Origin of the sequence: Glutamicibacter sp. ZJUTW (assembly GCF_008370855.1) — a bacterium.
Classification (GTDB): domain Bacteria; phylum Actinomycetota; class Actinomycetes; order Actinomycetales; family Micrococcaceae; genus Glutamicibacter; species Glutamicibacter nicotianae.
In genome coordinates this window covers 3,466,844-3,492,619 of the sequence record NZ_CP043624.1, presented here as the reverse complement: position 1 = coordinate 3,492,619, position 25,776 = coordinate 3,466,844, and the positions used below count along the sequence as shown (strand labels likewise).

Genomic DNA, 25,776 nt, shown 5'->3' with positions numbered 1-25,776 from the left:
GCGCTCCCGCCGCCGCGGTTCACCGCTCACAGCACACACCAAGGACGTCTGCACTATGGACACCACGATCCTGCACATGCAGGACATCACCAAGACTTTTCCCGGAGTCAAGGCGCTGGACGGCGTCAACCTATCGGTTCGCAAGGGCGAAATCCACGCCATCTGCGGAGAGAACGGCGCCGGAAAATCCACCCTCATGAAGGTGCTCTCCGGGGTCTACCCGCACGGCAGCTACGAGGGCAAGATCATTTTCGAGGGCGAGGAGCTCAAGGCCTCGAACATCAAGGATTCCGAGGCCCAGGGCATCGTGATCATCCACCAGGAGCTGGCCCTGGTGCCCTACCTCTCGGTGGCGGAGAACATCTTCCTCGGCAACGAGACCTCCCGCGGCGGTTTCATCGACTGGAACGAAACCAACCATCGCGCCGCCGACCTGCTGGCCCGCGTGGGCCTGCACGAGCAGCCGGTCACCCCGGTCGGCCAGCTCGGTGTCGGCAAGCAGCAGCTGGTGGAAATCGCCAAGGCGCTGAGCAAGAACGTGAAGCTGCTGATCCTGGACGAACCGACCGCCGCGCTGAACGACGACGACTCCGAGCACCTGCTGAACCTGCTGCGCGAACTGCGCGAGCAGGGCATCACCTCGATCATCATCTCGCACAAGCTCGGCGAGATCGAGGACATCGCCAACACCACCACCATCATCCGCGACGGCCAGTCCATCGAGGCCCTGGACATGGCCGACCCCGCCTCCAACCAGAACCGCATCATCCGCGGCATGGTCGGCCGCGAGCTCTCCGCCCGCTACCCGCAGCGCGAGCCGCAGATCGGCGACGTGGTCTTCGAGGTGCGCGACTGGTCGGTCCAGCATCCGGTCCAGCAGGACCGCACCGTGGTGGAGCACGCAAGCCTCGACGTGCGCGCCGGCGAAATCGTCGGCATTGCCGGGCTCATGGGCGCCGGGCGCACTGAACTGGCGATGAGCATCTTCGGCCACAGCTACGGCCGGAACATCACCGGCACCGTGCTGATGGGCGGCAAGCCGGTGGACACCTCCACGGTGGGCAAGGCCATTGGCGCCGGCATCGCCTACGTCTCGGAAGACCGCAAGAAGTTCGGGCTGAACCTCATCGAGGACATCCGCGTGAACACCACCGCGGCCGGACTGGGCAAGATCTCCTCGAAGGGCTTCGTGGATGGCAACAGGGAAATCCAGATCGCTGAGCACTACCGCAAGTCCATGCGCATCAAGACCCCCAACGTCATGGCGAAGGTCGGCAACCTCTCGGGCGGCAACCAGCAGAAGGTCGTGCTGGGCAAGTGGCTGCACACCGCCCCCGAGCTGCTGATCCTCGACGAGCCCACCCGCGGCATCGACGTCGGCGCCAAATACGAGATCTACACGATCATCAACGAGCTGGCCGCGGCCGGCAAGGCAGTGCTGGTGATCTCCTCCGAACTGCCCGAGCTGCTGGGCATCTGCGACCGCATCTACACCCTGGCCTACGGCCGGATGACCGGCCAGCTGCCGCGCAGCGAAGCCACCCAGGAACGCCTCATGGAACTCATGACCATCGAGAAGGAAAGCACCCGATGACCATCACAAACGAGCTGAAGGATATCTTCACCAAGAACTTGCGCACCTCGGGCATCTACATTGCCTTCGTGCTCATCGTGGTGCTGTTCACCATCCTGACCAACGGCCTGCTGCTCAGCCCGATCAACATCACCAACATCATCCTGCAGTACTCCTACGTGCTGATCCTCGCACTGGGAATGATCATCGTGATCGTGGCCGGGCATATCGACCTTTCCGTCGGTTCACTGGTCGCCCTGACCGGCGCGGTCTCCGCGGTGCTGGTGATCAAGAACGACATGCCATGGTGGGCAGGCATGCTCGCCGGCATCGCGGTCGGCGGGTTGTGCGGTGTGTGGCAGGGTTTCTGGGTCGCGTACGTGGGCATTCCCGCGTTCATCGTGACGCTGGCAGGCATGCTGCTCTTCCGCGGCCTGACCTACGAGGTGCTCAACAACGTTTCGCTCTCGCCGTTCCCCGGCGAATACGGCCAGATCGCCGGCGGCTTCCTCAACGGCCTGCTGGGCGGCAACGGCTTCGACCTGTTCACCGTGATCATCGGCGTGATCGCCGTCGTGGGCCTGTTCTACTCGCAGTGGCGCAACCGCGCAGGCCGGGCCAAGTACGGCCAGAGTGTCGAGTCGATGGCCATGTTCCTGGCCAAGAACATCATTTCCGGCGCCATCATCCTCTGGTTCTTCTGGCAGATCGCCACCAGCCGCGGCATGCCGATCGTGCTGATCATCCTGGCCGCCCTGATCCTGGGCTACCACGTGCTGACCACCAAGACCGTCTTCGGCCGCCACGTCTACGCCATCGGCGGCAACCTCTCCGCCGCGAAGCTCTCGGGCGTGAACGTGAAGAAGATCAACATGTGGATCTTCATCAACATGGGCCTGCTTTCGGGCGTGGCCGGCGTGGTCTTCTCCTCGCGCTCCAACGGCGCCCAGCCGGGTGCCGGCAACATGTTCGAGCTGGATGCGATCGCCGCCTGCTTCATCGGCGGCGCCTCGACCACCGGCGGCGTGGGCCGGGTGACCGGCGCGATCGTCGGCGGCCTGGTGATGGCGGTGCTGTCCAACGGCATGCAGCTGATGGGCGTCGGCGCGTCCACCCAGCAGATCGTCAAGGGCGTGGTGCTGCTGCTGGCAGTGGCCTTCGACATCTACAACAAGCGCCGCGCAGGCGCCGGCAACTAGGCTGCGGCTTGCTGCCACGGCCCTCCCGTACGCGATGGCGGGAGGGCCCGCCCATGCCCGATGGGTTCCCAGCACAGCACGAAGGATGACGAAATGGATCGCCAATCAATGCCGCAGCAGGACACCGCCAACGGAACGGTGCTCACGCTGCAAGCCCACGGCTTCACCGCGCAGCTGGCCACGGTGGGCGCCACCCTGGTGTCCCTGGAATATGACGGCCGCCCGCTGGTGCGCGCCTTCGATCCGCGCGGTGAGCGCCCGGTGTTCTCCGGAGCGATCCTGGCTCCCTGGCCCAACCGGGTGATCGACGGGGCCTACCACTGGGAAGGCCAGGAGTTGCAGTTGCCGATCACCGAGCCGGAGCGCGGCCACGCGCTGCACGGCCTGGTGGCCGATACCAGCTTCGAGATCACCGGGCGCAGCGGCAGCTCCGCCCAGCTGCGCACCGTGATCGCGCCGAACCCCGGCTACCCCTATGAGGTGCAGCTGGTGATCGACTACCGGCTGGAAGCCGGCGGGCTGCGCACCATCGCCACCGCCACCAACCTCGGGCAGGGCACCGCGCCTTTCGCCTGGGGTTCGCACGCCTACCTGGTCGCACCGGGCAAGAAGGCGGATGAATGGACTTTCACCCTGCCAGCCGGCAAGGTGCAGCTCACCGACGGCGCGCGCCTGCTGCCGCAGGAGGTGGTTCAGGTGGCTGGCACCGAGCTGGATTTCCGCACCCCGAAGCCGATCGGGGAACTGTTCATCGATCATGCGTACACCGGGTTGGCCGCCGGCGCCGACGGCTTGTTCAGTGCATCGATCACCGACGCTGCGGGCGTCGGTGCGCAGATCAGCTGGGATGCGGCCTGCCCGTGGGTCCAGATCCACACCGCTGACCGCGATGACCCGGCGCTTGACCGCACCGGCCTGGCCATCGAGCCGATGACCTGCCCGCCCGGCGGGTTCAACTCAGGCCAGGACGTCATCGCGCTTGCCCCGGGCGCCAGCTGCGAAGCCAGTTGGCTGATCGGCCCGGTCCAGCCGAGCTAACCCGCAGCCGCCCGCCGCGCCACCTCCCTATTTGCACCACCACTAGCCCATTGGAGAAAGTGCCATGCCGCAAGGCTCCGCAGCATATGAAGCAGCCCACCGGGTGCACCACCTGGCCGATGGCCGCGAAGCGATCTTCTTCGCAGATGCCAACACCGCACTGCCGGAACCGGTCGCCGACACCCGGCCGCTGGATCCGCGCGGGGAACCCGGTGAGCTGCGCTATGACCGGCTGACCGGAGACTGGGTGGCTGTCGCCGCCCACCGCCAGTCGCGCACCTACCTCCCGCCCAAGGAAGAATGCCCGCTGTGCCCCAGCGCCAGCGGGCGCATGAGCGAAATCCCTGCCGAGGATTTCCACGTGGTGGTCTTCGAGAACCGCTTCCCGTCGCTCGGCCCGGCACTGGGCACGGTTCCAGCTGCCGCACCGGTGCAGGTTCCCGCCCCGGCCTACGGCCGCTGCGAAGTCGTGGTGTTCACCCCCGAGCACACCGGCTCCTTCGCCTCGCTGGATGACACCCGGGCGCGCACCGTCATCGAGGCCTGGGCGCAGCGCACCGCAGCCCTATCCGCAATGGAAGGCATCGAGCAGGTCTTCGTCTTCGAGAACCGCGGCCAGGATATCGGGGTGACCTTGCACCATCCGCACGGGCAGATCTACGCCTATCCGTACCTGGCCCCGACCGCAGCCAAGATGGCCGGCCAGGCGGTGGCGCACCTGGCGAACACCGGACGCCCCCTGATGGAAGACATTCTTGACTTCGAGCGCAATGAAGGCACGCGCATGGTGCGCCAGGGCGAGCACTTCTCCGTGTTCGTGCCCTATGCGGCCCGTTGGCCGCTGGAAGCCCATCTGGTGCCGCACCGCCACGTGCCGGATCTTGCAGCGCTCAAGGAAGAGGAGAAAGCCGAACTGGCGGTGATGTACCGGGATCTGCTGCGCGGATTCGACGCGCTGTACGACACCCCCACACCCTATATCGCTGCCTGGCACCAGGCTCCGTTGGAACCGGAAGCCCGTGTGGCATCTCGGCTGCACCTGCAGCTGACCAGCCCGCGCCGGGCAGCTGGCAAATTGAAGTACCTGGCCGGCTCGGAGGCTGCCATGGGCGCCTTCATCAACGACGTTCCGGCCGAGCAGGCCGCCGCCCGGCTGCGCGAGGTCATGCCATGAGCCGCAGCGGCAGCGCGGAAACCGCGGCACGGGTCAATGCCCTGCGCGAAAAGTTCGCCAAAGCCTACGGCCACAGGCCCGAAGGCATCTGGCGCGCCCCGGGACGGGTGAACCTGATTGGCGAGCATACAGACTACAACCTGGGCTATGTACTGCCCTTCGCCATCGATAAGAACGCGCTGGTGGCAGTGCGACGCAAGTCGCAGCTGGAGCCGGGAAGCCAGGTGCTGGATTTCGCCTCCACCTACGGGGCAGGCGACGAGCTGCCGATCACGTCGGTCACGGTCGATGAGCTGGTGCCCCGGGCGGTGCCCGGCTGGGCCGCCTACCCGGCCGCCGTGCTGTGGGCATTGAACCAGCTCGATGGCGTGCAAATTGGCGGGCTGGAGCTGATGGTGGACTCGGATGTCCCGGTGGGCTCCGGGCTGTCCTCCTCGCACGCCCTGGAAGTGGCGACCATCGTGGCGCTGGATGACCTCTACGGCCTGGGGCTGGCCAAGGTGCAGATGGCCCAGCTGACCCAGAGGGCCGAGAACGAATTCGTGGGCGCCCCGACCGGAATCATGGATCAGAGCGCCTCGCTGATGTCCCATGCGCAGCACGCGCTCTTCCTGGATTGCCGTTCCATGGAAACCCAGGCAGTGCCGCTGCCGTTGGCGCAGCACGACGCGGTGGTGCTGGTCATCGATACCCGCGTCGAGCATTCGCATGTGGATGGCGGCTATGCCGCCCGCCGCGCCAGCTGCGAGCAGGCCGCTGCCGCATTGGAGGTTGAATCCCTGCGAGAAGTGCACAGCGTCGCGGAACTGGAAGCCATCGCCGACCCGGTGGCCCGGAGCCGCGCCAAGCATATCGTGACCGAGAACCAGCGGGTGCTCGATGCCGTCGACGCGCTACGCGCCTCGGACCTGGATGCGGTAGGCAAGCTGCTGTGCCAGTCCCACGAATCCATGCGCGACGACTACGAGATTTCCAGCGAGGAATTGGATGCCGCCGTGGACGCGGCCATGGGGGCGGGGGCGATCGGCGCCCGCATGACCGGTGGCGGTTTTGGCGGCAGCGCCATTGCCCTGGTCAAGCGCGAGCGGATCGAGCCGGTCAGCCAGGCCGTCCGCGAGGCCTTTGACCAGGCCGGCTACGTCGAGCCGGCCATTTTCACCGTCATTGCAGATGAAGGAGCAGGCCGGGCATGAGTTGGCTAGTGACCGGAGGAGCCGGGTATATCGGATCCCACGTGGTGCGTTCGCTGCAGGCGGCGGGGTTCGAACCAGTCGTCGTGGACTCGATGTCCAGCGGGGTGCGCTCCTTCGTTCCCGAAGAAGTGCCGTTCTACCAGTTGAGCATCCTGCAGACCGAGAAGCTCGTGGAAATCATGAAGCGCCACGAGGTTACCGGGGTCATCCACCTGGCCGGCTACAAGTACGCCGGAGAATCGGTGAAGCACCCGTTGCTGGCCTTCGAGCAGAATGCCACCGGCACCGCGCACCTGCTTGAAGCCATGGCCACCGCCCGCGTCCACAATATGGTTTTCTCCTCCTCGGCGGCCGTCTACGGCACCCCGGCCGAGGATGTGGTCACCGAGACTACCGGCACCTTCCCCGAATCCCCGTATGGCCAGAGCAAGCTCATGGGGGAGTGGATGATCCGCGACCAGGCGGTGGCCACCGGGCTGAAGCACACCTCGCTGCGCTACTTCAACGTGGTTGGATCGGGCAGCGCTGAACTCTACGATGCGAGCCCGCACAACCTGTTCCCGCTGGTGTTCCAGGCGTTGAACTCCGGCAAGTCCCCGAAGATCTTCGGCACCGACTACGGCACCCCCGATGGCACCTGCGTGCGCGACTACGTGCATGTCGCCGACCTCGCGCTGGCGCACGTGGAGGCGGCCAGGAAGCTGGAGGCGGGCGAGGCGTTGGAGCCGGTCTACAACCTGGGTTCAGGTGATGGCGTCTCGGTGCGGCAGATCATGGACGCGGTCGCCGAGGTGACGGGCATCGGCTTCACCGCTATTGAGGAAGCCCGCCGTCCGGGCGATCCGGCGCGCATCGTTGCCGACGGCAAGCTGGCCGCCCGCGACCTGGACTGGAGGATGCGCCACAGCCTGGCGCAGATGGTGCACAGCGCCTGGGAGGCTTCGGCGCAGCGCCGCTGACTAGCCGGTGCGCAATTTGGCGGCGATCGCATCCATGGTCTGGGCAATCGCCAGCGACTCGTCCAGCGGCATGACCGGCGACTCGGTCAATCCATCGGCGATGCACCGGGCTACGTGGGCCGCTTCGAAGCCCAAGCCGGCAGCCGGCGAGGTTTCGGTGAACTCGCGGCTGTCGGCGATCCTGCCGTCGGCACTGCGCAGCACCAGCGCGGAACCGCAGCAAATCGGGCGCTGCAGCTCCAGGGTGCCTTCGGTGCCGGCAATCCACGCGCCCTGCGGCGAATCGGTTTCGATGCTGCTGAAGACCGTTGCCGTGGAGCCGTCCTCATTGGCGAGCACCGCGGTGAAGGACGCATCGACACCGGTGGGGGCCATGCGTCCCGAAGCGTGCAGAAGCTGCTTGGCAGGGGAGACCATGGCGCTGAAGGCGATGGGATAGACGCCGACATCCAGCAGGGCCCCGCCGCCCAGTGCCGGATCGTAGATGCGCGAGCCGTAGTCGACCTCGAACCGGGCGCCGAAATCAGCCTGGATGGTGATCACCTGCCCGAGCATGCCGGACTCGATGACCTGCGACAGCACATTGCCGATCGGCAGGAACCGCGACCACATGGCTTCCATGGCGAACACCCCGGCAGCCCTGGCCGCCTCGATGATCCGGGAGGTTTGCCGGGCATCCAGGCTCATCGGCTTCTCCACCAGGACATGCTTGCCAGCGGCGATGGCCTTGAGCGTCAGTTCCGCGTGGCCGCTGTGCGGGACGGCAATGTAGACCACGTCTGTTGCAGGGTCGCTGAGCACCGCGTCATAGGAGCCGTAGGCCCGGGTGCCGGCGTCCCCGTAGGTGCGCGCGAACTGCTCGGAACGGGCCAAGGCGCGCGAGCCTACTGCTGCGAGCCTGCTGGCGGTCAAGTCGTTCAGCGACGCGGCAAACTGCGAGGCGATCCACCCCGGCCCCAGGATGCCCCAATTCAGCGCCGGAGCGGAGGAGGGATGGGGCAGCGTGGATTCGGGCAAGGCTAGTGGCACTGAAGGCTCCGATGGCAGGCAAGGTCAGATGGCTACCTCTACCCTAAGTGGACATTTGCCCCAGTGGAAGGGCTATCCCAGCTGCGCGGCAGCAAGCGCTTGCCCCGCTACTGGCCCGCGCTCGCCGGCTGCGCGTGGGCGGACCGAAGCCCGGCTTCCAAATCCACCAGCCGGCCATCGACATAGGTGCCCAGCACGGCCAAGGTGCCCAGCTCTTCCGGCGATGCAGATAGCGGATCTGCTGCGAAGATGGTCAGGTCCGCGGGCATCCCGGCTTCCAAGCGGCCGCCGGTGGCCCCGGTGCTTTCGTAGACGTTCACGGTGTAGCCTTCCAGGGCTTCGCGAGCCGACAGGCGATGCCGTGGCTGCACGCTGTCGCTGCCGGGCACTTCGGTGCGCCTGCGGGTCTGCGCGTCCGCCATGATCAGCCGCGGGTCGAAGGGGGCGATGGGCCAGTCTGAGCCCAGCGCCAGCACCATGCCGGCATCCTTGACATCACGCAGGCGGTAGGCGAAGCTTGCGCGATGCTTGCCCAACCGCCGGGACCAGGCATCCGATCCGTCGGCGCGGACGAAATGCGTGCAATGCGTGGGCTGCATGCTGATGGTGGCCCCGGAAGCCTTGAGCCGGGCGAAATCCTCGTCGTTGAGTTCTTCGAGATGCTCGATCCGGTGGCGCAGCCCATTGCCGGGCAGCGATGCGATGGCGGAAATGACGAAGCCGATGCCCTGGTCGCCGATGGCATGGGTCGTGGTTGTCACGCCGGCCTGCGCAAGGGCGCGCAGATTGGCCAGGTAGCGATTCGGATCCGGGTACAGGGATTCGGTGGATTCGCCCTCGGTGTCCGGTTCGTAGAGCCACGCCGTGCCGTTGTCCACGGTGCCGTCGATCATCAGCTTGGCGCCGCGCACCTGCCAGCGCCGTCCGCGTTTTGCCTGCAGCGCGATGACCTGGTCGAGGGTTTCTGCCGGATCGCTGGCCATGATCCACGGGGCGATGCGCAGCTTGATGGGCAATTCGCCGCGCAGCTCCAGGCGCCGGAAGATCTCCAATGAATCAGGATCGGCCAGATCCAGCATTTCCCCGCCGGTCAGCCCGCTGGCCGCCATGTCCCGCAGCAGCCGGTAGACGGCTTCCACCTTGTCGTCGATGCCCAGCACCGGCAGGGCCTTTTCGGCTAGCGCCATGGCCGCGAATTCCCGGAGGAAGCCCGTGGGCCGGCCATCGGAGTCCACTACGACGCTGGAGCCGTCGGCGAAGCTCTCGGTGCCGTCGATGCCCGCGCGCTGGAGCATCGCCGAGGAGGCCACGGCTGAATGCGCATCGAAGCAGGTGGCATAGCTGGCCCGCCCCGGGGCGGCATCGTCGAGGAACTGCCCGCTGGGCTCCGCGGTGCCGAAGATCGCCACGTTCAGTCCATGGCCGAGTACAACATCCCCGGGGGCACAGGCCTGCGCATGCCCTGCGATGAGCCGTTTGGCCTCATCAAGTGTCCTAGCATCGCCGAGGAAGACGCCTCGGGCCACTGACTGCCCGAAGACCGGATGGATGTGCGCATCTACGAGCCCCGGGGTAATCGCGGCTTCGCCGTAGTCGATGACCGTGGTTCCGTCTGCGATCCAGCCTTGGGCCTGCTCCCTGGTGCCCACATGCGAGATGCGGCCATCGGTGATCCCCAAAGCGCTGGCAGGGTGTTCCTGGGTCAGCGTGTGGATGGTCCTTGCATAAAGCACCGTCTGCGGACCGGTCATCGTTCGACTCCTCAAATTAATGGTATTAATTATTTTTGAGTCTAAACGGAGCTGAGTCAGCTGTCCATGGTTGGATGGAATCGGATTAACCCACGATGCAGGATGGTTCTCATGTCGCAAAGAGTCGCCGGCCGGCCGGCTACGCCGATCCTGACCCAGCAGGGCATTGTCGATGCGGCCTTTGCCCTGCTCGAAGAAGTCGGGCCAGAGGAGTTCTCCATGGGGCGCCTGGCGCGCTCCCTGGGCGTGCGCACGCCTGCGCTCTACAACCACGTGGACAACCGCCAGCACCTGGTGAACCTGATGCGCCGCGACATGGTGAGATCCATTGAGCGGAACATGCTGGCCGATTTGCCGTGGACCGAAGCGCTGTTCCATTTCGCGGTGCTCTTCCGCGAAGCGCTGCTCCGGGTTCCCGCGGCAGTGGAACTGATTGTCGCCACGCCCATTTCCGAGGAATCGGAATCCGGTGTCATCTATGAGGAAATGGGGCGGATCCTGCGCCGCGCCGGTGTGGCCGTGCCGCGCATTCTCATGGTCATGGTGGCGATCGAGTCGCTGATTGTCGGGGCTGCCCTGGATATCGTCGCCCCGGGGGCCCATGTTGCCACCGTGCCGGCAGACGACCGGGGAACTGTCCGCAGCAGCCACGGCGAGGTGATGGATCTGGGTGAGGCCTATGCGCGGCAGGCTCGCACCAGCGTCAGCTACCAGTCATTTGAGTTCGGGCTCCGGGCGATCATTTCCGCGGTCGAGCGGGAAGTCTCCCAGTCCTAGCGGCCCGTTGATTTCTGCAGGCGGATGTTTCCCTGAAATTAATAATATAAATTTATTTTGGTCTGCCGTCGTTTCCGAAGCGGGATGCCTCCACCGCATGCCGTGATCAACAAGCTCCAAGTCATGCAGGTGATCCGCCTTGCCCGTGCGGGTTCCACGGCAAATATTCGCCCCGGTTCACCTGCCCGAAACATCGCCTTGCGGACAGATCCCCCTTGTTTTCGGTGAGCTATGTCACTACATTAAGTGAACGATATTCATTATTTAGGGCAGTGAGTGCGGATGCCCTGGAACGTCTGACTCGTCATGGAGTGGCGATGGGGCAATTGCACAGAAGGAGCCACGATGAAGCAGGTCCAGCAAGGCGTGCGAAGCGCAGCGGAAGCACCCGCGCAGATGAACAGGGTGCTCGGGCTGCCTAACCTGGTGCTTTTCGGCATGGTGTACATGGTGCCGCTGACCATCTTCAGCACCTACGGCATTGTCACCGAAATTACCGGCGGCCGGCTTCCGGTAGCTTACGCGATCACCTTGGTCGCGATGCTTTTCACGGCACGATCGTACGGCTTGATGTCGCAGGCTTTCCCGGTAGGCGGATCTGCCTACGTTTACACCCAGCGCTCTTTCGGGTCGAATATCGGTTTCATGGCCGGCTGGGCGCTCCTGCTGGATTACCTCTTCCTGCCCATGATCAACTACCTGCTCTTGGGGATCTACCTCAACGAGTTCTTCCCGGCGATTCCGCCCTGGGCCTTCATGCTGGCTGGGATGGTGCTGGTGACAGTCCTTAATATCATCGGCATTGTTTCTGTGGCCAGAACGAACATCGTGATTATCGGTTTCCAGTTCCTGTTCATCATCCTGTTCGTCGGCTTCTCCATTGCCTACCTCCGCGGGCAGGCCACCGTTGACCTCTTTGCCCCATTGCGCGGTTCCGGGGAGGCGGGCGGATTCGCTCCACTGGCCGCGGGCGCTGCGATCCTCTGCCTTTCCTTCCTGGGCTTCGACTCGATCACGACATTCGCCGAGGAAGCCCGCAATCCGAAGCGCGATTTGCCGCGCGCCATCTTGCTGACGACCTTGATCTGCGGCTTCCTGTTCGTGGCCCTGGCCTACCTCTCGCATCTGGTTTACCCGAGCCATGAATTCGCGAACGCGGATTCGGCCTCCATTGATGTGGTCTTCACCGCGGGCGGCCAATTCCTCTCCATCTTCTTCACCGCCGGATTCATCTGCGGCGCAATGGGATCGGCGCTTGTCTCGCAGGCATCGGTGTCGCGAATCCTCTACAGCATGGGACGCGACGGCGTGCTTCCCCGTCGGGTCTTCGGGTACCTGCACCCCCGCTTCAAGACCCCGACGTTCGTAATCATCATCGTTTCCCTGATTTCGCTGACCGCCCTGTTCGCGAGCCTGGAAATGGTCTCCGCGATGATCAGCTTCGGCGCACTTGTCGCCTTCTCTGCAGTGAACCTCGCCGTGATCAAGTACTTCTTCTTGGCCCACCGCCAACGCGGAATGGCGGCTACGGTCAATTATCTGGTGCTTCCGCTGATTGGCCTGGCGCTGACAATCTGGCTATGGACGAGCCTCAGTGCTCTCTCGCTGGTGATCGGCTTGGCCTGGATCGGGCTGGGCCTGGTGTATCTCGCCTACGTGACTGGTGGATTCAAGCGTAAAGCACCAATGCTGGATCTTGCTGATTAGTATCCTGTGCCGCGAAAAGCCCGTTTACTGATCAGTAACATCTGGCTAGGATGGCGGTATGCAGCTTCAGAGCATCACCAGCGAATCAGTGCGCATTCTCGTCACTGCCAAGGACAGCGTCCAGGCCACGGTGTTCAAGCCAGCAGGAGCCCCGCGCGGCGTGCTGGTGATTCATCCGGCGACCGCCACCCCGCAGCGCTTCTATCGCGCCTTGGCTGAAATGGCGACGCGCTCCTCAATGATTGCCGTGACCTACGACTACCGGGGGACCGGGCTGTCCGGCTCGCCCAAGGAACACAGCAGCCTGCGGATGCGCGACTGGATCCAGCAGGATATCCCAGCCGTCGCGCGGTGGGCGGCCGAGAGCTACCCCGACCTTCCGCACTACGCAGTGGGCCACAGCATCGGAGGGCATGGGCTGATCCTGGATTACGGCACCGAAGCGCTGTCGGCAGCGGTTATCGTCGCCAGCCATGTGGCCGCTTCGCGGACCATCACCCCGTGGCAGGAACGGGCCCGGGTCACCGCAATACTGAACGTCCTGGGCCCGGTGCTCAGCCGGGCCATGGGGTACATGCCCGGGCAGAAACTCGGATTGGGCGAAGATATCCCGGCAGCTGCCTTGCTCGAATGGAGCCGCTGGATCCGGAAACCCAACTACTTCTTCGATGACCCGAGCATGCAGGCCCGGACGCGTGCAGCCCGAACCCGGATTCCCATCCTGGCGGTCGGCGCGAGTGATGACCTGTGGGCCTCGCCGCGGCAGATGGACCAGCTGACCGGGCACCTGGTCTCGGCCCCGGTACAGCGCCGGACCTGCACGCCAGATGAGCTCGGGGTGCCAGCTATCGGGCATCACGGACTGATGCGGCGCGGGGTCGGGGATGCCGCCTGGCCGGACATGCTGCAGTGGCTGGAGAGCCGGAACCGCTGAGCCAGCCGCCTGGCTACAGGTCGACCGCGTTGGCCAGCACCGGCAGCTGCTGGCGCGCGACTTCGACCTGATCGAGGTCCAGGTCCACGACCAGCAGTTCGGGCTCCGCGCCGGCCCGGGCGATAACGCGGCCCAGCGGATCAACCACGAGCGAGTGGCCGACGCCCAAAGGCGCCGTGCCGGTGACCGTGCGGCCAACACTTTGCGGATCAGCCTGGTCCACCGCCACCACGAACGTGGTTGAATCCAAGGCGCGAGCCTGTGCCAGGGTGGTCCACTGCTCGGCCTTGCCCTCGCCCTGGCCCCACGAAGCGCTGACAATGCAGATCAACGCGCCAGCCTGCGCATGGCGGGTGAACAAGCGCGGGAATCGCAAGTCGTAGCAGGTGGCCAGTCCGATGATCGCGCCCTCGTGCTCGAACTGCACCGGGGACTGGCCGGGTGTCACTGAATCCGACTCGGCGTAGCCGAAGGCATCGTAGAGATGGATCTTGTCGTAGTGGGTGTCAACCCCGTCGCCGGCGACCAGCAAGGTGTTGCGTACCCGTCCGCCCTCGCCGGGGGTGAACATGCCCGTGGCGATGGTGATGCCGATCTCCCGCGCCTGCTGGCGAATCAGCGTAGCCCAGGGGCCATCCAGAGCCTGCGCGTATTTGGCGAGATCATGGCCGAAAGACACCTGCATCGCCTCGGGAAAGACCACCAGCGTTGCCCCTGCCTCCTTCGCCTGGCGGGCATGATCGCGCACCGTCACCAGATTGCGCTGGGGATCAGCGGTGCTCAGCACCTGCGCCAAAGCGATTCTCATGGGATAGTCCTTTCCTGTGGCGAACGGGTGGCGATGCGCTACGCTCACGACTCTACGCAGTAGCGGTCAGCGAAGCTACATCTGGGCCATCTGGACTTCTTCGCGGCCCTTGGACACCGACATCACGTCCTTCTGGCGCTCGCCGTCCACTTGGGCGGCCAAGGCATCCAGTGCCGACAGGGATTCCGCGGACAAGCGGACATCCAGTGCCTGCAGGTTGTCATCGAAGTGCGCGCTGAAGCGGGTCCCCGGAATCGGCGAGACGGCCACATCGAATACGCGGGCCTTTTCATAGACCCAGGCCAGCGATGCTTGGGCGGTGGAGATGTTCTCGCGTTCGGCCACATCATTGATGACTTGGCGCAGCGGCTGGTTGTGCTCCATGCGGGATGCCTCGAAGCGCGGGAAGTTGCGGCGGATGTCCCCGGCCTCCAGCTGTTCCAGTGAATCCACTTCTCCGGTGAAGTATCCGCGGCCCAGCGACGCGTAGGTCACCAGGCCCACGCCCAGGTCGCTGGCGGTGGGCAGCAGCCAGCGCTCGATGTCGCGGCTGAAAATTGAGTACTCCATCTGGATCGCGGAAATCGGATGCACCGCATGGGCTCGGCGCAACTCTTGGGAGGTCACCTCGGATAATCCGATGTGCCGGATTTTCCCCGTTTCGACCAGCTCCTTGTAGGCGCCGACCGTCTCCTCAATCGGGACCCGGGAATCCACGCGATGGTAGTAGTACAGGTCCACGTGGTCCACGCCGAGGCGCTGCAGGCTCTCGTCCATGCATTTCTTGATGAAGGCGGGGTCGCCGTTGGCGCGTGGATCTCCCGGGTTCTTCGGGCGGACGATACCCGCCTTGGTTGCCAGCGTGACTTCGTCCCGTCGGGTTTTCAGCACCTGGGACAGCAGGGCTTCGTTGTGCCCATCGCCGTAGATGTTGGCGGTATCCAGGAACGTCACGCCGCGATCAATGACGTGGTTCAGTGTGCGCAAGGATTCGGCATCGTCGGCCGCGCCGTAGGGCCCGCTCAGCGACATGCAGCCAAAACCCTGCGCAGTGGTTTCCAGTCCTTGGCCGAGGTCGATGCGGTTTGCGATCTGCTGTGCCATGCTTGTCCTCATCAGTAGTCGGTTTTTCTGTACCAGAGCCTAGCGAAGCGGAAACGGAATGGCCTCACGTTCGAGGAAATATTGAGCCCCGCGAACCGCAACCACCGCGACACACCCTAGCCGAATGTCTGATGACTTGGATAAAGAGACTGCGTCTCACTTTCGCGAATTGATCTCAGAGTAAGATTCTTGCCATGGGCAGCGTGGTTCGCGATCGGGTTCGCGAAAAGATGAAAGTGGAGTTGGCGGAACAGGCCTATGCCGTGTTCGCCGAACGCGGTGTAGAGAACGTCACCGTCCAGCAAGCTGCCCAAGCCGCCGGAATTTCCCGCGCAACGTTCTTCCGGTACTTCTCCTCGAAAGAGGATGCGGTGGTTACCGCGCTGCGTTCCATGACCGGGCACTTCGCCGATATGGCCCGCTCCATGACGTCGCAGCCGGGGGAGAGCTTGCTGGAGCTCTTGCGCCGCAGCTTCGAACCGGCAGTGGCGTTCGCTGAACAGGATCCGGTGACAATGATCAGCCGCATTGAATTGATCCGGAGCACCCCTGCGCTGCGGGCAAGCTGGCAGGAATCCCTGCGTGAGCAGCAGGCGGCGCTGGCCCAGGCGCTCTCGCCGTTCTGCGCGAACCAGCGGCTGGCCGAAACCGCCGCTTTGCTGGGCCTGTCCCTGTACGGCCATGCGCTGGACCGCTGGGTTGGCACCGCCGGGAGCACGCTGCGCGAGATCCTTGATGAGGCTTTCGACTTCGCCGCGATGATCGATGACAACTGGGTGGTGAAGCACTAGGAACCGGTGCAAGCTATGGCAAACTACGCACAACAATGGCCGCGGACCAAAGCTGGCGAGTAGAACGGAGAGCGGCCGGCGTGCCCTGGAACGATTCCAGTGCACGCCGGCCGTTTCGTGTTCAGGATCGCCGCATTTTCCCTTGAAGCATTCGGCTTGCCTCAGTTGCGCACCTCGGCACGTTCGTCATCGAAGTGGCTTTTTCGTGCCGCCGCAGCCGCTTCGGCTTCAGTCGCGGGCTTCATATCGAATTTGGACAGGGCATCCGGGGAGGGGCCGCCGCCGAACTTCGGTGAAGGCTGGCCGCCTTGGGCGATGCGTTCGGCCTCGATGGTTTCCCATTCCTCATCGCGTCCGAGCATGCGGGCAGGGTCCTCATTGGTGATTTCGCCGGCGAAAGCACGCTTCATCGCCTCTCGGTCGAACTGCCCTTCCCATTTGGCAACCACGAAGGTTGCTACGCAGTTGCCCAGCAGGTTCACGGTGACGCGCATCGAATCCATGATGCGGTCTGCGCCCAGCAGCAGGGCCACGCCGGCCACCGGGAAGATGCCCAGGGCCGCGGCGGTCGCCGACAACGCCAAGAACGAGGATCCGGGGACGCCTGCCATGCCCTTGGAGGCCAGCGGCAAGATGCCCAGCGCGGCGAGCTGCTGGCCGGAGCTGAGATTGTGCCCGAATGCCTGCGCCAGGAACAGCAACGAGAATACTTCATATTGCCTGGATGATCTCCCCTCAATCGTCGAAGTAGTCTTCCTGACTGCAAAGCAGTCCAAGCAATATGAAGCTGACGGCCAGAGATTACAACCAGAACGCATATCCAGCGGCTTACACTGTTTCGTTCGTTGTGTTTCCTCCCTCGCAAATAATTCATTAGAAACTAGCCCCGCCACTCCTCGACGTGTGAACCCGGTTCCTCGCCCCAAATACGTCAACCACTGATTCGTGGGTTGAACGTTGGCCAGGATACAAATCCTCCGGCGGAGTCGAATAGGGAAATAACTACTCTTTCTGGACTTGTTTTCGCTGGCTTCCGTGGCCGAGGAAGTGCGTCTCGTGAGCCAGCTACTAGATTCATGTTTGCGCTGTCTCCCCATCTGCCACGAGGTTGTTGAATAGAGCCGGTTATGGCTATCTTGCGTTATCGCCTGTTATCCGATCCCGGAGCGTGCTTGTTAACTTCTTTCAAGTTTTGCCCAAGATTTTCAACGAGATGCTCGGCGATTGCCAGTGAGGAGGTAGCTCCAGGAGAAGGTGCATTTCGTAGGACAGTAACTCGGTCCAAGTGCTCGATGACAAAATCGTCAACCAGATGCCCGTTCTCGTCCATTGCCTGCGCGCGTATTCCGCGTGTGATTGGCGTTGAAACTGCTCCGTCTAAATCGGGAGCGTAGGCTGCGGCACCTGCAAGAAATTTCTTGCGGGAAATCACGGCGCCGACTTCATGGATGGCTGCTTTGATGTTTCCGGAAGCAAATTTCCAGAAGGCTCGGCTGAATGCTACATCAAGGGTGTCTTTAATGCTGATGCGCCATCCATTGTAGTTCTCGCGTCCGAAGGAGAGGAACGCGTTGGGCCCGACCAGCATTTCTCCGTCCACACGTTTAGTCAGATGCACACCGAGGAATGGGTAATCAGGGTCGGGAACCGGGTATACCAATCCGTTCAAGATGTTGCGATGTTCCGGGGCGAGCTTCGAATACTGGCCGAAGAATGGAACTATCTTGGGGTAGGGAGATCCGCCTGCCAATTGAGCCAGTCGGTCGGATTGCAGACCTGCGCATACGATCAGGTAGTCGAACTGGTGGGTGGCGCTCTGCCCGTCACGATCGACGGTTACGGTGCAGCGGTCCTCAAAATTAGAGATTCCCTTAACCTCGGTGTTCAATAGGAGATTTGCTCCGCCTGCCGTCACTTCCTCGATCAGTGCTCGGGTCACAGCTGCATAGTCGATGATCGCGGTGTGGGGCGAGTGCAGGGCGAGCCGGCCAACCGCATTTGGTTCAATTTTCCGCATCTCGTCTGGCCCGATGAGTGCCACATCGGGAACGCCGTTAGCCTTGGCCCGCTTGTAGATATCCCGGACCCGGTTCTCTTCTTCCTCAGTGAGGGCAACAACAAGCTTTCCGCACTCTTCGTAGGGAACGTCTCTGGAGATCGCGTAGTCTCGCAGCAGGTCAACACCACGTCGGCACAGGCGCGCCTTCAGACTTCCCGGCTGATAATATAAGCCTGCGTGCACAACACCGGAATTATGTCCGGTCTGGTGTGCTGCAACTTCGTTGGACTTCTCTATGATGGTGATCTGAGCACCAGGATGAACATGCATCAGTTCTCGTGCCACCGCCGCTCCGATGATGCCTGCGCCCACGACGCCAAACGAATAGTTAGACATGGTATGTCTCTCCTTAGGAATTTTCTTTACTCTTACTTGAACTGGAACAATAGGTAAATGGAATCTGTTAACCGCAATGCCACACTGACTGAACAGGCTGTCGACTCGATCCGGTTGGAAATCATCAAGGGTTCCCTTATCCCTGGGCCGCTATATACAGGTTCAGAGGTAGCTCGGAAGCTCGGCGTTTCGCGTACCCCCGTCCGTGAAGCCCTGATGGAACTCGCGCGTCGTGGCATGGTACGTATTGAAGACAAAAGAGGATTCCGAGTCCTCAAAACCTCGCTAGATGCGTTGCTTCAGGTCTTTCAGGTCCGCATCATGCTTGAGGTTCCGTTGTCCCGACTGGCAACGCTTAATAAGAACGATTCTGCTTCGGCTGAATTCGAATCTGCAGTTGCACAATTTTTGACAGCTGCGGAATCTGGTGACCCTAACGCGGTGTTGCGTGCTGACAGGGACTTCCATCAAACGTTGCTGTCCGGTTCCGGGAACGAAAAAGCTTTAGTCATCCTTCAGGAACAACGCGATTTCGTGCTCAGTACGGGTGTAGGCACCGTTCCCACCTCCCGTTCGGCAATGGAATGCTTCAACGACCACGCCGATATCATCAGTGGATATCGAGAAGGTGATCCACAGGCGGTCGGTCGTGCGGTCTTCCGGCACATCGCCAATACGGCACAAGTTCTGATCCAACAGGAAACTCTGAACTGTCCCGAATTTGCGACGGCCGATGTTGAGCAATCTTTTGCTTGGTTGTCCACGCCTAGCGAGGGCGTCCTTTAAAACCGCAGTGCAGATCACATGCTCAGAGCGATGTACTTTTCAATCTGGTACTCCTTGATCCCGGCGTGACCTCCTTCCTTGCCGAACCCGGATGCCTTGATCCCTCCGAAGGGTGCGGCAGGATCGGCCACGACAGCGCGATTGACTGCGACCATTCCGCTGTCGAGTTTCTCAGCAGCCTTCAGAGCTTGACTTACATCGCGTGTGTAAACATAGGAGACCAATCCGAATGGCGTTTGGTTGGCAAGATCCAGCGCTGCTTCATCGCCTTCAACTTCATAGATGGAAGCGACTGGGCCAAAAATCTCACTGGTGGCGATCGCCGAGTCCGTTGAAGCGTTGGTTACCACAGTGGGATTGACGAAGAATCCTGGACCTTCGAAGGCGCCACCGCCAAAGAGGATTTCTGCGCCTTCCTCAACAGCCTTGCCAAGCAATTGCTGGACGCTATGACGCTGTTTTTCATCTACCAGCGGACCGATATTAACCGAGGCGTCAGTGCCAGATCCCACTTTGAGTTCTGCGACCTTGGCGACAAATCGTTCTTTGAAGGCAGCAGCCACAGACTTCTCAACAATGATGCGGTTGGCAGCGACGCAGACCTGACCGGCATTGCGGAATTTAGCGACCACTGCTCCCTCCGCGGCGGCATCCAAATCGGCATCGGAAAGAACAACAAATGGCCCATTGCCGCCTAGCTCCATTGAAGTGGCCATGACATTGTCAGCGGCTTGCTTCAGTAGAGTCACACCCACGGCAGTGGAGCCGGTGAAACTAACCTTCTTCAGTTCAGGGCGTGACATGAGAACCTTCGACTGCGCGGATGAGGAGCTAGTCGTTACAAGGTTGACCACACCCTGGGGCAGCCCCACTTCGTGCAGAACCTGTACGAACATATGGGTTACCAACGGAGTCAACGCTGCTGGCTTGATAATGATGGCGCATCCTGCGGCTAAAGCCGCCGCGGCCTTGCGAGCGCCCATGAAGAGCGGGAAATTCCATGGTGTTACCAAGTAGGACGGACCAACTGGCTGATGGGTAGTGATGATCTTGAAATCACCAGTTGGTGACTCAGTGTAGGTTCCCTGTTGCTGGGTGACGACCTCCGAAAACCACTGAAAGTAGTCTGCCGAGATCTGAACCTCACCGCGCGCTTCGGCCAGCGGCTTGCCCATTTCAAGGGACATGACCCATGCAATTTCTTCCTTGCGTTCCTTGAGCAGTTCGTAAACGGAACGAAGGACGTTGGAACGGTGGCGTGCTGTGGTCTTACCCCAGGCGCCCTGAGCCGCTGTCGCCGCGGAAAGCGCCTCGAGGCTGTCTTCGGTGCCTGCATCTGCCACGGCCGCGATCACGGTTTCATCAGCGGGGTTCTGTACGGAAAAGACCTTACCTCCCTGCGCAGCCCGCCACTCTCCATTGATGTAAAGCCCTAGTGGGAGTTCGATTTCCCCTTCATTCCAAGATATTTTCTTCCAAATTTCGGTACTCATTTGCCACCCTCGTGTTTCTGAAATTAGGACATTTTCACATTAGTCCTGGCAATGCTTCTTGACATACATGTTACATGCAAGCAAGGATTGGTGTGATTCATAATACTTACCTGATGGCAATGTCACAGGAATTCGAGATGGAGCAAAGCATGTCCACCGTTGCACATTCGCATCTACCGCCGGCCAGGCGCGTCGCCGCGGCATCAATGATCGGCACCACAATCGAGTGGTACGACTACTACATTTTTGGCACCGCCGCAGTACTTGTGCTCAACGACCAATTCTTCCCTGCGCTTTCTCCTGCAGCAGGGACCTTGGCGGCGCTCGCAACATTCGCGGTAGCCTTTATCGCCCGTCCATTTGGCGGTATCATCTTCGGCCATTTCGGAGACAAGGTAAGCCGCAAGACTATTCTGGTGTGGTCATTGATGCTGATGGGCATGTCCACTTTCATTGTGGGTTTCCTGCCAAACTATGATGCCATCGGCATTTGGGCTCCTATTTTGCTGGTGCTGCTGCGCTTCCTCCAAGGCTTGGCAGTAGGCGGCGAATGGGGCGGTGCAGTACTCATGGCCTTAGAACACGCTCCGGAAAAGAAGAAGGCTTTCTACGCTTCGTGGACCCAGTCAGGCGTACCTGCGGCTCTGGTGCTTTCCTCCACCATCTTCTTGCTGATGCAGCAAATGGACGAGGCATCCTTCCATGCTTGGGGCTGGCGTGTACCGTTCTGGATCTCAGCACTGTTAATCGTCGTCGGGTTGTTCATTCGCCTGCGCATCACTGAATCACCTGAATTTCTCAAGATGAAGTCCGAGAAGCGTGAAGTCCGTGTTCCGCTGTTCGAGCTCATCCGCACCGCATGGTGGCCACTGATTCTAGGTACCTTGACGCTGGCATCGCCAAACATCATCTTCTACATCTCTTCCGTTTACCTGCTCAGCTACGGCCCAACCCACGTGGGACTAAACCGTGATTCTGTATTCATGGCGTTGATCATCGCTGCATTCATTCAAGTCTTCACTATTCCAATGGTTGCAATGCTTGCCGATCGATTGGGCAAGAAGAAGATTATGCTCGCTGGGGCCGCAATGGTCGCTCTGCTAATCTATCCAGTGTTCTGGCTTGTAAATACCGGCCAGCTCATGGCGGCCCTCGGCGCTATGATCATTGCCCTTCCTATCACCCACGCCACTGCCTATGCAGTCGTTGCAAGCTTCATCCCCGAACTGTTCCAGCCTGAGGTTCGCTTCACCGGCAGTTCGTTGGCCTACCAGATCGGCGGCATCATCACCTCTGCGCCAGCACCATTTATCGCCGAGTACCTAATGCAGAGCACCGGCTCCTCCATGGCCGTGGCCACCTACATCGCGGTGGCTGCCGCAGTCGGTTTCACTGCAATCGCCCTAAGCCGACCGGCAAAGAAGCGGATCGATCGCCCCGAAGCACGTGCATCTTCTAGCGTGACGCCATGACGACTCGGGCGAATTACTGCCACCCAAAAATCAATAACAGCCTTTTCTCTTTTGGGAAGAAGTCCGGGCAAAAACCACAACAGGAGTATTTCCATGCCTAAGTTAGCAGTATTGACAGAATTCAATACCTCGGTTGAATTACAAGAATTCCCAATGCCAGAGGTGGAACCAGGAGGTGCTCTGGTAGACGTAGCCCTTGGCGGAATCTGTGGCACCGATGTTCATCTTCGAACTGGTCATCTTTCCGTCCCGCTTCCAATAGCCATGGGTCATGAAGGCGTAGGGCGAATCCGTGCCCTAGGCAAAGGCTTAGACACCGATGTCGAAGGCGAGCCTCTTGCCGTAGGAGACCGCGTGGTATGGGCAAACAACATCCCCTGTGGCACTTGCTACGAATGCCTTGTCCTTAGAGAGCCGACCCTGTGCCAGAACCGTAAGATTTACGGGATCAATCGGACGGCCACAAACGAACCACACCTACAGGGCGGATGGGCAGAGACAATCTCTCTCGAAGCTGGAACAACTATCATCAAGTTACCCGATACGGTCAGCTTTGAAGAGGCCATTACCCTTGGGTGTGCCGGTCCAACGGCGATCCATGGGGTGGTCGAGAATCTCAGTATCGAGCCTGGTTCGGTCGTGGCAGTTCAGGGCGCAGGTCCTGTTGGGTTGGCCTCTGCCATGTACGCGAAAGCCATGGGCGCGGCCCAAGTTATTCTGCTCGGCGGCCCTTCCTCGCGTATCGAGGTCGCATTGAAGATCGGCGCGGCGGACGTCGCTATCGATATGGATACCTACCCGAGTGCTGAAGAACGTTTAGCCGCATTTCAAGAAATCGCACCTCGAGGCGCTGACATCGTTATCGAATGCGCGGGCGTTCCGTCTGCTGTAGCTGAAGCCATCGACTTGGCCCGACCGAACGCGCAGGTCTTGGTCCTCGGACAGTACACGGATCACGGTCCCACTGCGATCAACCCACATAAGATCACCAAGAAACAGCTAAAGATGTTCGGTTCCTGGGGCTTCTCTCCAGCCCACTACGTTAAGTACATCAAGTCCCTGCCCCATCTGGTGAAGAACCACGACTTAGCCTCGATTCTTTCCACCTACGATTTGGAGAACGTTAATGACGCGCTCAATGACGTAGCATCTGGCCGGGTCACCAAAGCCGCACTTCGCCCACAAACCAGCACCGACTAACAAGGCCCAGTTACAACGTATTGGCTCTTCCTGATTTAGAGTGAAACCACCTAAACCGATGCCCCGGGGAGTGAGCTGTCATGATGTTGCGAGACACGCGTTCGTAGGAGAATGAGTGCATGTCCAAACGTCAGAAGTTCACTCCCCGGGGTTCCGTGCCGAAGCAGTCGAACTAGTGATTTCGTCCCAGAAGAGCTTGGTCGAGGTCGCAGCGTCTCTAGGCATCAACGAAGGAATCCTGGGCGACTGGGTCCGCGCTTACCGCACCGAGCACCCAGAAGCGGAAGTCGAGGAACGCGGACCTGAGTTCCTCACTTTCTACGCTGAGCACGCCAGCTCATGCACTGAGGGCGAGCTTGGAATTGCCAGGGGCTCCATGCGTGATCTTGCTGCCGCCGGCAAGGAGGTTCTTTCATGCAACCAGACCGGGACGTAAGCTTTGCCTACGTAGAGGCGGGGGGCGCTTACTGAGATCATTGGGTTCAAGCGTCCCACCGATTAACTCCAGCAGGATTGAGAGCACTCGCTAATGAGCATGGAAAGCGCCGCCTGGCATTCGCTATGGAAGCTGTCGGGAGACAAGGGCAAGGCCTACGCTCCCACCACGCCCAAGCGGGTGCTGAAATTTGCCGCCAGCTACAAGTCCCGCCTGCTGGTCTTCGTCATCTTCTCCATCCTGGCCGCCGTGCTGGCCGTGATCACCCCGGTGCTCGCGGGACGGGTGGTCGACGAGATTGTCGCGCAATCCGGCATCCGAACGATCGTCAACCTGGCGCTGCTCATGGCGGTGATTGCGATCCTGGACGCCGTGGTTTCAGTAGTCGTCCGCTGGTTCTCCTCGCGCCTGGGCGAGGGAATCATCTATGACCTGCGCACCGCGGTCTTCGACCATGTGCAGAAAATGCCGGTGGCGTTCTTCTCCCGCACCCGGACCGGTGCGCTGGTCAGCCGCTTGAACAACGACGTTATCGGTGCGCAGTCAGCCTTCGCCGGAACCCTGTCCGGACTGGTCTCCAATACCGTGGCGCTGGTGCTCACCGCGGGCGTCATGTTCACCACCTCGTGGCAAGTCACGCTGATCGCGCTGGTGCTGCTGCCGATCTTCCTGCTGCCCGCCCGCCACTTCGGCAAGTCCGTGGCCCTGCTGCGCCGCGAATCCGCGGAGCTGAACGCGACCATGGGCAACCAGATGACCGAGCGCTTCTCCGCACCCGGCGCCACCCTGATCAAGCTGTTCGGCCGCCCCAAGGACGAGTCCGAGCAGTTCGCGCTGCGTGCCGGAAAGGTGCGAGATATCGGCGTGAAGATGGCCATGCGCCAGTTCTACTTCGTCGCCGCGCTGACCCTGGTGGCTGCCCTGGCCCTCGCACTGGTCTACGGCCTGGGCGGAATGTACGCGGTGCGCGGCGACCTGGCCGCCGGCGACGTGGTGGTTTTGGGCATGCTGCTCACCCGCCTCTACACGCCGCTGACCGCCCTGGCCAACGCTCGCGTGGAAATCACCAGCGCGCTGGTCAGCTTCGACCGCGTCTTCGAGGTGCTGGACCTTCAGCCGCTGATTGCCGATGCGCCGAATGCCCGTCGGCTTGAGGCCGGCGCAGTGCCGGTGAAATTCAACCACGTGGACTTCTCCTACCCGAGCGCTGACAAGGTTTCGCTGGCCTCGCTGGAAGAAGTGGCAGTGCTTGACACCCGCGGCGGCGAAGAGGTCCTGCACGATATCGACTTCGAGATCCCCGAGGGACAGACCTTTGCGCTGGTAGGTTCATCCGGCGCCGGCAAATCCACCATCGCCTCGCTGCTTGCCCGCCTGTACGACGTGGACTCGGGCAGCATCGAACTGGCCGGCCAAGACATCCGCCAGCTCAAGCTGGACTCGCTGCGCTCGACGGTCTCCATGGTCACCCAGGACGGGCACCTGTTCCACGAGTCCATCCGCTCCAATCTGGCTTTGGCCCGTCCGGAAGCTACCGATGAGCAGATCTGGGAGGCGCTGGAGCGCGCCCGGCTCAAGCCGGTGATTGCCGCCCTGCCCGATGGACTGGACACCGTGGTGGGGGAACGCGGCTACCGGCTCTCCGGCGGCGAACGCCAGCGCATGACCATTGCCCGCCTGCTGCTGGCAGCTCCCCAGGTGGTCATCCTGGACGAGGCCACCGCCGCGCTTGACTCGTCCAACGAGGCCGCGGTGCAGGCGGCGCTGGGCGAAGCGCTGGAAAACCGCACCGCGCTGATCATCGCCCACCGCCTGTCGACCATCCGCTCGGCAGACCAGATCCTGGTCGTGGAGGGCGGGCGCATTCTTGAGCGCGGCACGCACAGCGAGCTGCTGGCATTGGGCGGGCGCTACAGCGAGCTGCACGCCACCCAGTTCGCGCAGTAGCCGCTCTCGG

At 61.9% G+C, this 25,776-nt stretch carries 20 protein-coding genes and 2 pseudogenes; 15 read left to right on the top strand and 7 right to left on the bottom strand.

Translation table 11 applies throughout. The features are described from left to right. The first annotated feature begins 55 nt into the window (after window positions 1-55). The 6 genes from mmsA (at window position 56) to galE (ending at window position 7,136) form a co-directional block, all read left to right on the top strand. Window positions 56-1,594, top strand: a complete 1,539-nt coding sequence (gene mmsA / locus F0M17_RS16350; protein WP_038992820.1) for a multiple monosaccharide ABC transporter ATP-binding protein — start codon at window positions 56-58, stop codon at window positions 1,592-1,594. Next, a complete protein-coding gene (gene mmsB / locus F0M17_RS16345) occupies window positions 1,591-2,772 on the top strand; it encodes a multiple monosaccharide ABC transporter permease (RefSeq protein WP_038992822.1) in 1,182 nt (393 codons plus the stop codon). Before mmsA ends, mmsB begins: the two co-directional genes overlap by 4 nt. 93 nt (window positions 2,773-2,865) lie before the next feature. Next, window positions 2,866-3,810, top strand: a complete 945-nt coding sequence (locus F0M17_RS16340) for an aldose 1-epimerase family protein (RefSeq protein ID WP_168202050.1) — start codon at window positions 2,866-2,868, stop codon at window positions 3,808-3,810. A gap of 64 nt (window positions 3,811-3,874) precedes the next feature. Further along, entirely contained in the window at window positions 3,875-4,984 is a 1,110-nt protein-coding gene (gene galT / locus F0M17_RS16335; protein ID WP_149597594.1) for a galactose-1-phosphate uridylyltransferase, read from the top strand. Beyond that, window positions 4,981-6,177, top strand: a complete 1,197-nt coding sequence (gene galK, locus F0M17_RS16330) for a galactokinase (RefSeq protein WP_149597593.1) — start codon at window positions 4,981-4,983, stop codon at window positions 6,175-6,177. Before galT ends, galK begins: the two co-directional genes overlap by 4 nt. Continuing rightward, complete coding sequence (gene galE / locus F0M17_RS16325) at window positions 6,174-7,136, top strand: UDP-glucose 4-epimerase GalE (protein WP_149597592.1); 963 nt, start codon at window positions 6,174-6,176, stop codon at window positions 7,134-7,136. Before galK ends, galE begins: the two co-directional genes overlap by 4 nt. Here galE and F0M17_RS16320 read toward each other — a convergent pair whose 3' ends face one another. Both F0M17_RS16320 and F0M17_RS16315 read right to left on the bottom strand, forming a co-directional pair. Beyond that, a complete protein-coding gene (locus F0M17_RS16320) occupies window positions 7,137-8,165 on the bottom strand; it encodes a Gfo/Idh/MocA family protein (protein WP_168202049.1) in 1,029 nt (342 codons plus the stop codon). It lies immediately after the preceding gene. Between the two features lie 107 nt (window positions 8,166-8,272). Then, window positions 8,273-9,916, bottom strand: coding sequence for an amidohydrolase (locus tag F0M17_RS16315; protein WP_149597590.1), 1,644 nt, complete (start codon window positions 9,914-9,916; stop codon window positions 8,273-8,275). A 111-nt stretch (window positions 9,917-10,027) separates the two neighbouring features. On the opposite strand from F0M17_RS16315, the gene F0M17_RS16310 reads away from it, so the two are divergent. The 3 genes from F0M17_RS16310 to F0M17_RS16300 all read left to right on the top strand — a co-directional run bounded on the left by F0M17_RS16310 (window position 10,028) and on the right by F0M17_RS16300 (window position 13,334). Next, window positions 10,028-10,693: a TetR family transcriptional regulator gene (locus F0M17_RS16310; protein ID WP_168202048.1), complete on the top strand. Its 666-nt coding sequence runs from the start codon at window positions 10,028-10,030 to the stop codon at window positions 10,691-10,693. 345 nt (window positions 10,694-11,038) lie between these two features. After that, window positions 11,039-12,400, top strand: a complete 1,362-nt coding sequence (locus F0M17_RS16305; protein WP_149597588.1) for an APC family permease — start codon at window positions 11,039-11,041, stop codon at window positions 12,398-12,400. A gap of 58 nt (window positions 12,401-12,458) precedes the next feature. Then, window positions 12,459-13,334 carry a serine aminopeptidase domain-containing protein gene (locus F0M17_RS16300; RefSeq protein WP_149597587.1) on the top strand — a complete coding sequence of 292 codons (876 nt, stop codon included), beginning with the start codon at window positions 12,459-12,461 and terminating at the stop codon, window positions 13,332-13,334. 13 nt (window positions 13,335-13,347) lie between these two features. Here F0M17_RS16300 and F0M17_RS16295 read toward each other — a convergent pair whose 3' ends face one another. Both F0M17_RS16295 and F0M17_RS16290 read right to left on the bottom strand, forming a co-directional pair. Further along, entirely contained in the window at window positions 13,348-14,142 is a 795-nt protein-coding gene (locus F0M17_RS16295) for a carbon-nitrogen hydrolase family protein (protein WP_149597586.1), read from the bottom strand. 75 nt (window positions 14,143-14,217) lie between these two features. Then, window positions 14,218-15,246 carry an aldo/keto reductase gene (locus tag F0M17_RS16290; protein ID WP_149597585.1) on the bottom strand — a complete coding sequence of 343 codons (1,029 nt, stop codon included), beginning with the start codon at window positions 15,244-15,246 and terminating at the stop codon, window positions 14,218-14,220. A gap of 194 nt (window positions 15,247-15,440) precedes the next feature. Here F0M17_RS16290 and F0M17_RS16285 point away from each other — a divergent pair, with 194 nt between their 5' ends. Next, a complete protein-coding gene (locus F0M17_RS16285) occupies window positions 15,441-16,037 on the top strand; it encodes a TetR family transcriptional regulator (RefSeq protein WP_149597584.1) in 597 nt (198 codons plus the stop codon). A gap of 161 nt (window positions 16,038-16,198) precedes the next feature. Here the strand turns inward: F0M17_RS16285 and F0M17_RS17620 are convergent. Together F0M17_RS17620 and lhgO are read right to left on the bottom strand one after the other, a co-directional pair. Next, window positions 16,199-16,753: pseudogene (locus tag F0M17_RS17620) on the bottom strand (dicarboxylate/amino acid:cation symporter); the annotation flags it as partial. Between the two features lie 425 nt (window positions 16,754-17,178). Beyond that, window positions 17,179-18,432, bottom strand: a complete 1,254-nt coding sequence (gene lhgO, locus F0M17_RS16275; protein ID WP_149597583.1) for an L-2-hydroxyglutarate oxidase — start codon at window positions 18,430-18,432, stop codon at window positions 17,179-17,181. A 57-nt stretch (window positions 18,433-18,489) separates the two neighbouring features. On the opposite strand from lhgO, the gene F0M17_RS16270 reads away from it, so the two are divergent. Then, on the top strand, window positions 18,490-19,218 hold the full coding sequence (locus F0M17_RS16270; RefSeq protein WP_149597582.1) for a GntR family transcriptional regulator: 729 nt from the start codon (window positions 18,490-18,492) through the stop codon (window positions 19,216-19,218). 14 nt (window positions 19,219-19,232) lie between these two features. Here the strand turns inward: F0M17_RS16270 and F0M17_RS16265 are convergent, their stop codons facing one another. Next, on the bottom strand, window positions 19,233-20,711 hold the full coding sequence (locus F0M17_RS16265) for an NAD-dependent succinate-semialdehyde dehydrogenase (RefSeq protein WP_149597581.1): 1,479 nt from the start codon (window positions 20,709-20,711) through the stop codon (window positions 19,233-19,235). A 92-nt stretch (window positions 20,712-20,803) separates the two neighbouring features. On the opposite strand from F0M17_RS16265, the gene F0M17_RS16260 reads away from it, so the two are divergent. From F0M17_RS16260 to F0M17_RS16245, 4 genes and pseudogenes are all read left to right on the top strand, one after another. Then, window positions 20,804-22,183, top strand: a complete 1,380-nt coding sequence (locus F0M17_RS16260; protein ID WP_210416664.1) for an MFS transporter — start codon at window positions 20,804-20,806, stop codon at window positions 22,181-22,183. A 93-nt stretch (window positions 22,184-22,276) separates the two neighbouring features. Next, window positions 22,277-23,383, top strand: a complete 1,107-nt coding sequence (locus F0M17_RS16255; protein WP_149597580.1) for a zinc-binding dehydrogenase — start codon at window positions 22,277-22,279, stop codon at window positions 23,381-23,383. A gap of 119 nt (window positions 23,384-23,502) precedes the next feature. Beyond that, window positions 23,503-23,687: pseudogene (locus F0M17_RS16250) on the top strand (transposase); the annotation flags it as partial. A gap of 225 nt (window positions 23,688-23,912) precedes the next feature. Further along, window positions 23,913-25,766, top strand: coding sequence for an ABC transporter ATP-binding protein (locus F0M17_RS16245; protein ID WP_149597579.1), 1,854 nt, complete (start codon window positions 23,913-23,915; stop codon window positions 25,764-25,766). Window positions 25,767-25,776: the final 10 nt, after the last annotated feature.

What these genes read in the sequence shown, in the direction of transcription:
- F0M17_RS16310 (WP_168202048.1), top strand. Translation starts at nt 10,028, where the DNA reads ATGTCGCAAAGAGTCGCCGGCCGGCCGGCTACGCCGATCCTGACCCAG.
- F0M17_RS16300 (WP_149597587.1), top strand. Translation starts at nt 12,459, where the DNA reads ATGCAGCTTCAGAGCATCACCAGCGAATCAGTGCGCATTCTCGTCACT.
- F0M17_RS16245 (WP_149597579.1), top strand. Translation starts at nt 23,913, where the DNA reads ATGAGCATGGAAAGCGCCGCCTGGCATTCGCTATGGAAGCTGTCGGGA.
- F0M17_RS16315 (WP_149597590.1), bottom strand. Translation starts at nt 9,916, where the DNA reads ATGACCGGTCCGCAGACGGTGCTTTATGCAAGGACCATCCACACGCTG.
- F0M17_RS16295 (WP_149597586.1), bottom strand. Translation starts at nt 14,142, where the DNA reads ATGAGAATCGCTTTGGCGCAGGTGCTGAGCACCGCTGATCCCCAGCGC.
- F0M17_RS16290 (WP_149597585.1), bottom strand. Translation starts at nt 15,246, where the DNA reads ATGGCACAGCAGATCGCAAACCGCATCGACCTCGGCCAAGGACTGGAA.
- F0M17_RS16265 (WP_149597581.1), bottom strand. Translation starts at nt 20,711, where the DNA reads ATGAGTACCGAAATTTGGAAGAAAATATCTTGGAATGAAGGGGAAATC.
- lhgO (WP_149597583.1), bottom strand. Translation starts at nt 18,432, where the DNA reads ATGTCTAACTATTCGTTTGGCGTCGTGGGCGCAGGCATCATCGGAGCG.
- F0M17_RS16270 (WP_149597582.1), top strand. Translation starts at nt 18,490, where the DNA reads ATGGAATCTGTTAACCGCAATGCCACACTGACTGAACAGGCTGTCGAC.
- F0M17_RS16255 (WP_149597580.1), top strand. Translation starts at nt 22,277, where the DNA reads ATGCCTAAGTTAGCAGTATTGACAGAATTCAATACCTCGGTTGAATTA.
- mmsB (WP_038992822.1), top strand. Translation starts at nt 1,591, where the DNA reads ATGACCATCACAAACGAGCTGAAGGATATCTTCACCAAGAACTTGCGC.
- mmsA (WP_038992820.1), top strand. Translation starts at nt 56, where the DNA reads ATGGACACCACGATCCTGCACATGCAGGACATCACCAAGACTTTTCCC.
- galK (WP_149597593.1), top strand. Translation starts at nt 4,981, where the DNA reads ATGAGCCGCAGCGGCAGCGCGGAAACCGCGGCACGGGTCAATGCCCTG.
- galE (WP_149597592.1), top strand. Translation starts at nt 6,174, where the DNA reads ATGAGTTGGCTAGTGACCGGAGGAGCCGGGTATATCGGATCCCACGTG.
- F0M17_RS16285 (WP_149597584.1), top strand. Translation starts at nt 15,441, where the DNA reads ATGGGCAGCGTGGTTCGCGATCGGGTTCGCGAAAAGATGAAAGTGGAG.
- F0M17_RS16340 (WP_168202050.1), top strand. Translation starts at nt 2,866, where the DNA reads ATGGATCGCCAATCAATGCCGCAGCAGGACACCGCCAACGGAACGGTG.
- F0M17_RS16305 (WP_149597588.1), top strand. Translation starts at nt 11,039, where the DNA reads ATGAAGCAGGTCCAGCAAGGCGTGCGAAGCGCAGCGGAAGCACCCGCG.
- galT (WP_149597594.1), top strand. Translation starts at nt 3,875, where the DNA reads ATGCCGCAAGGCTCCGCAGCATATGAAGCAGCCCACCGGGTGCACCAC.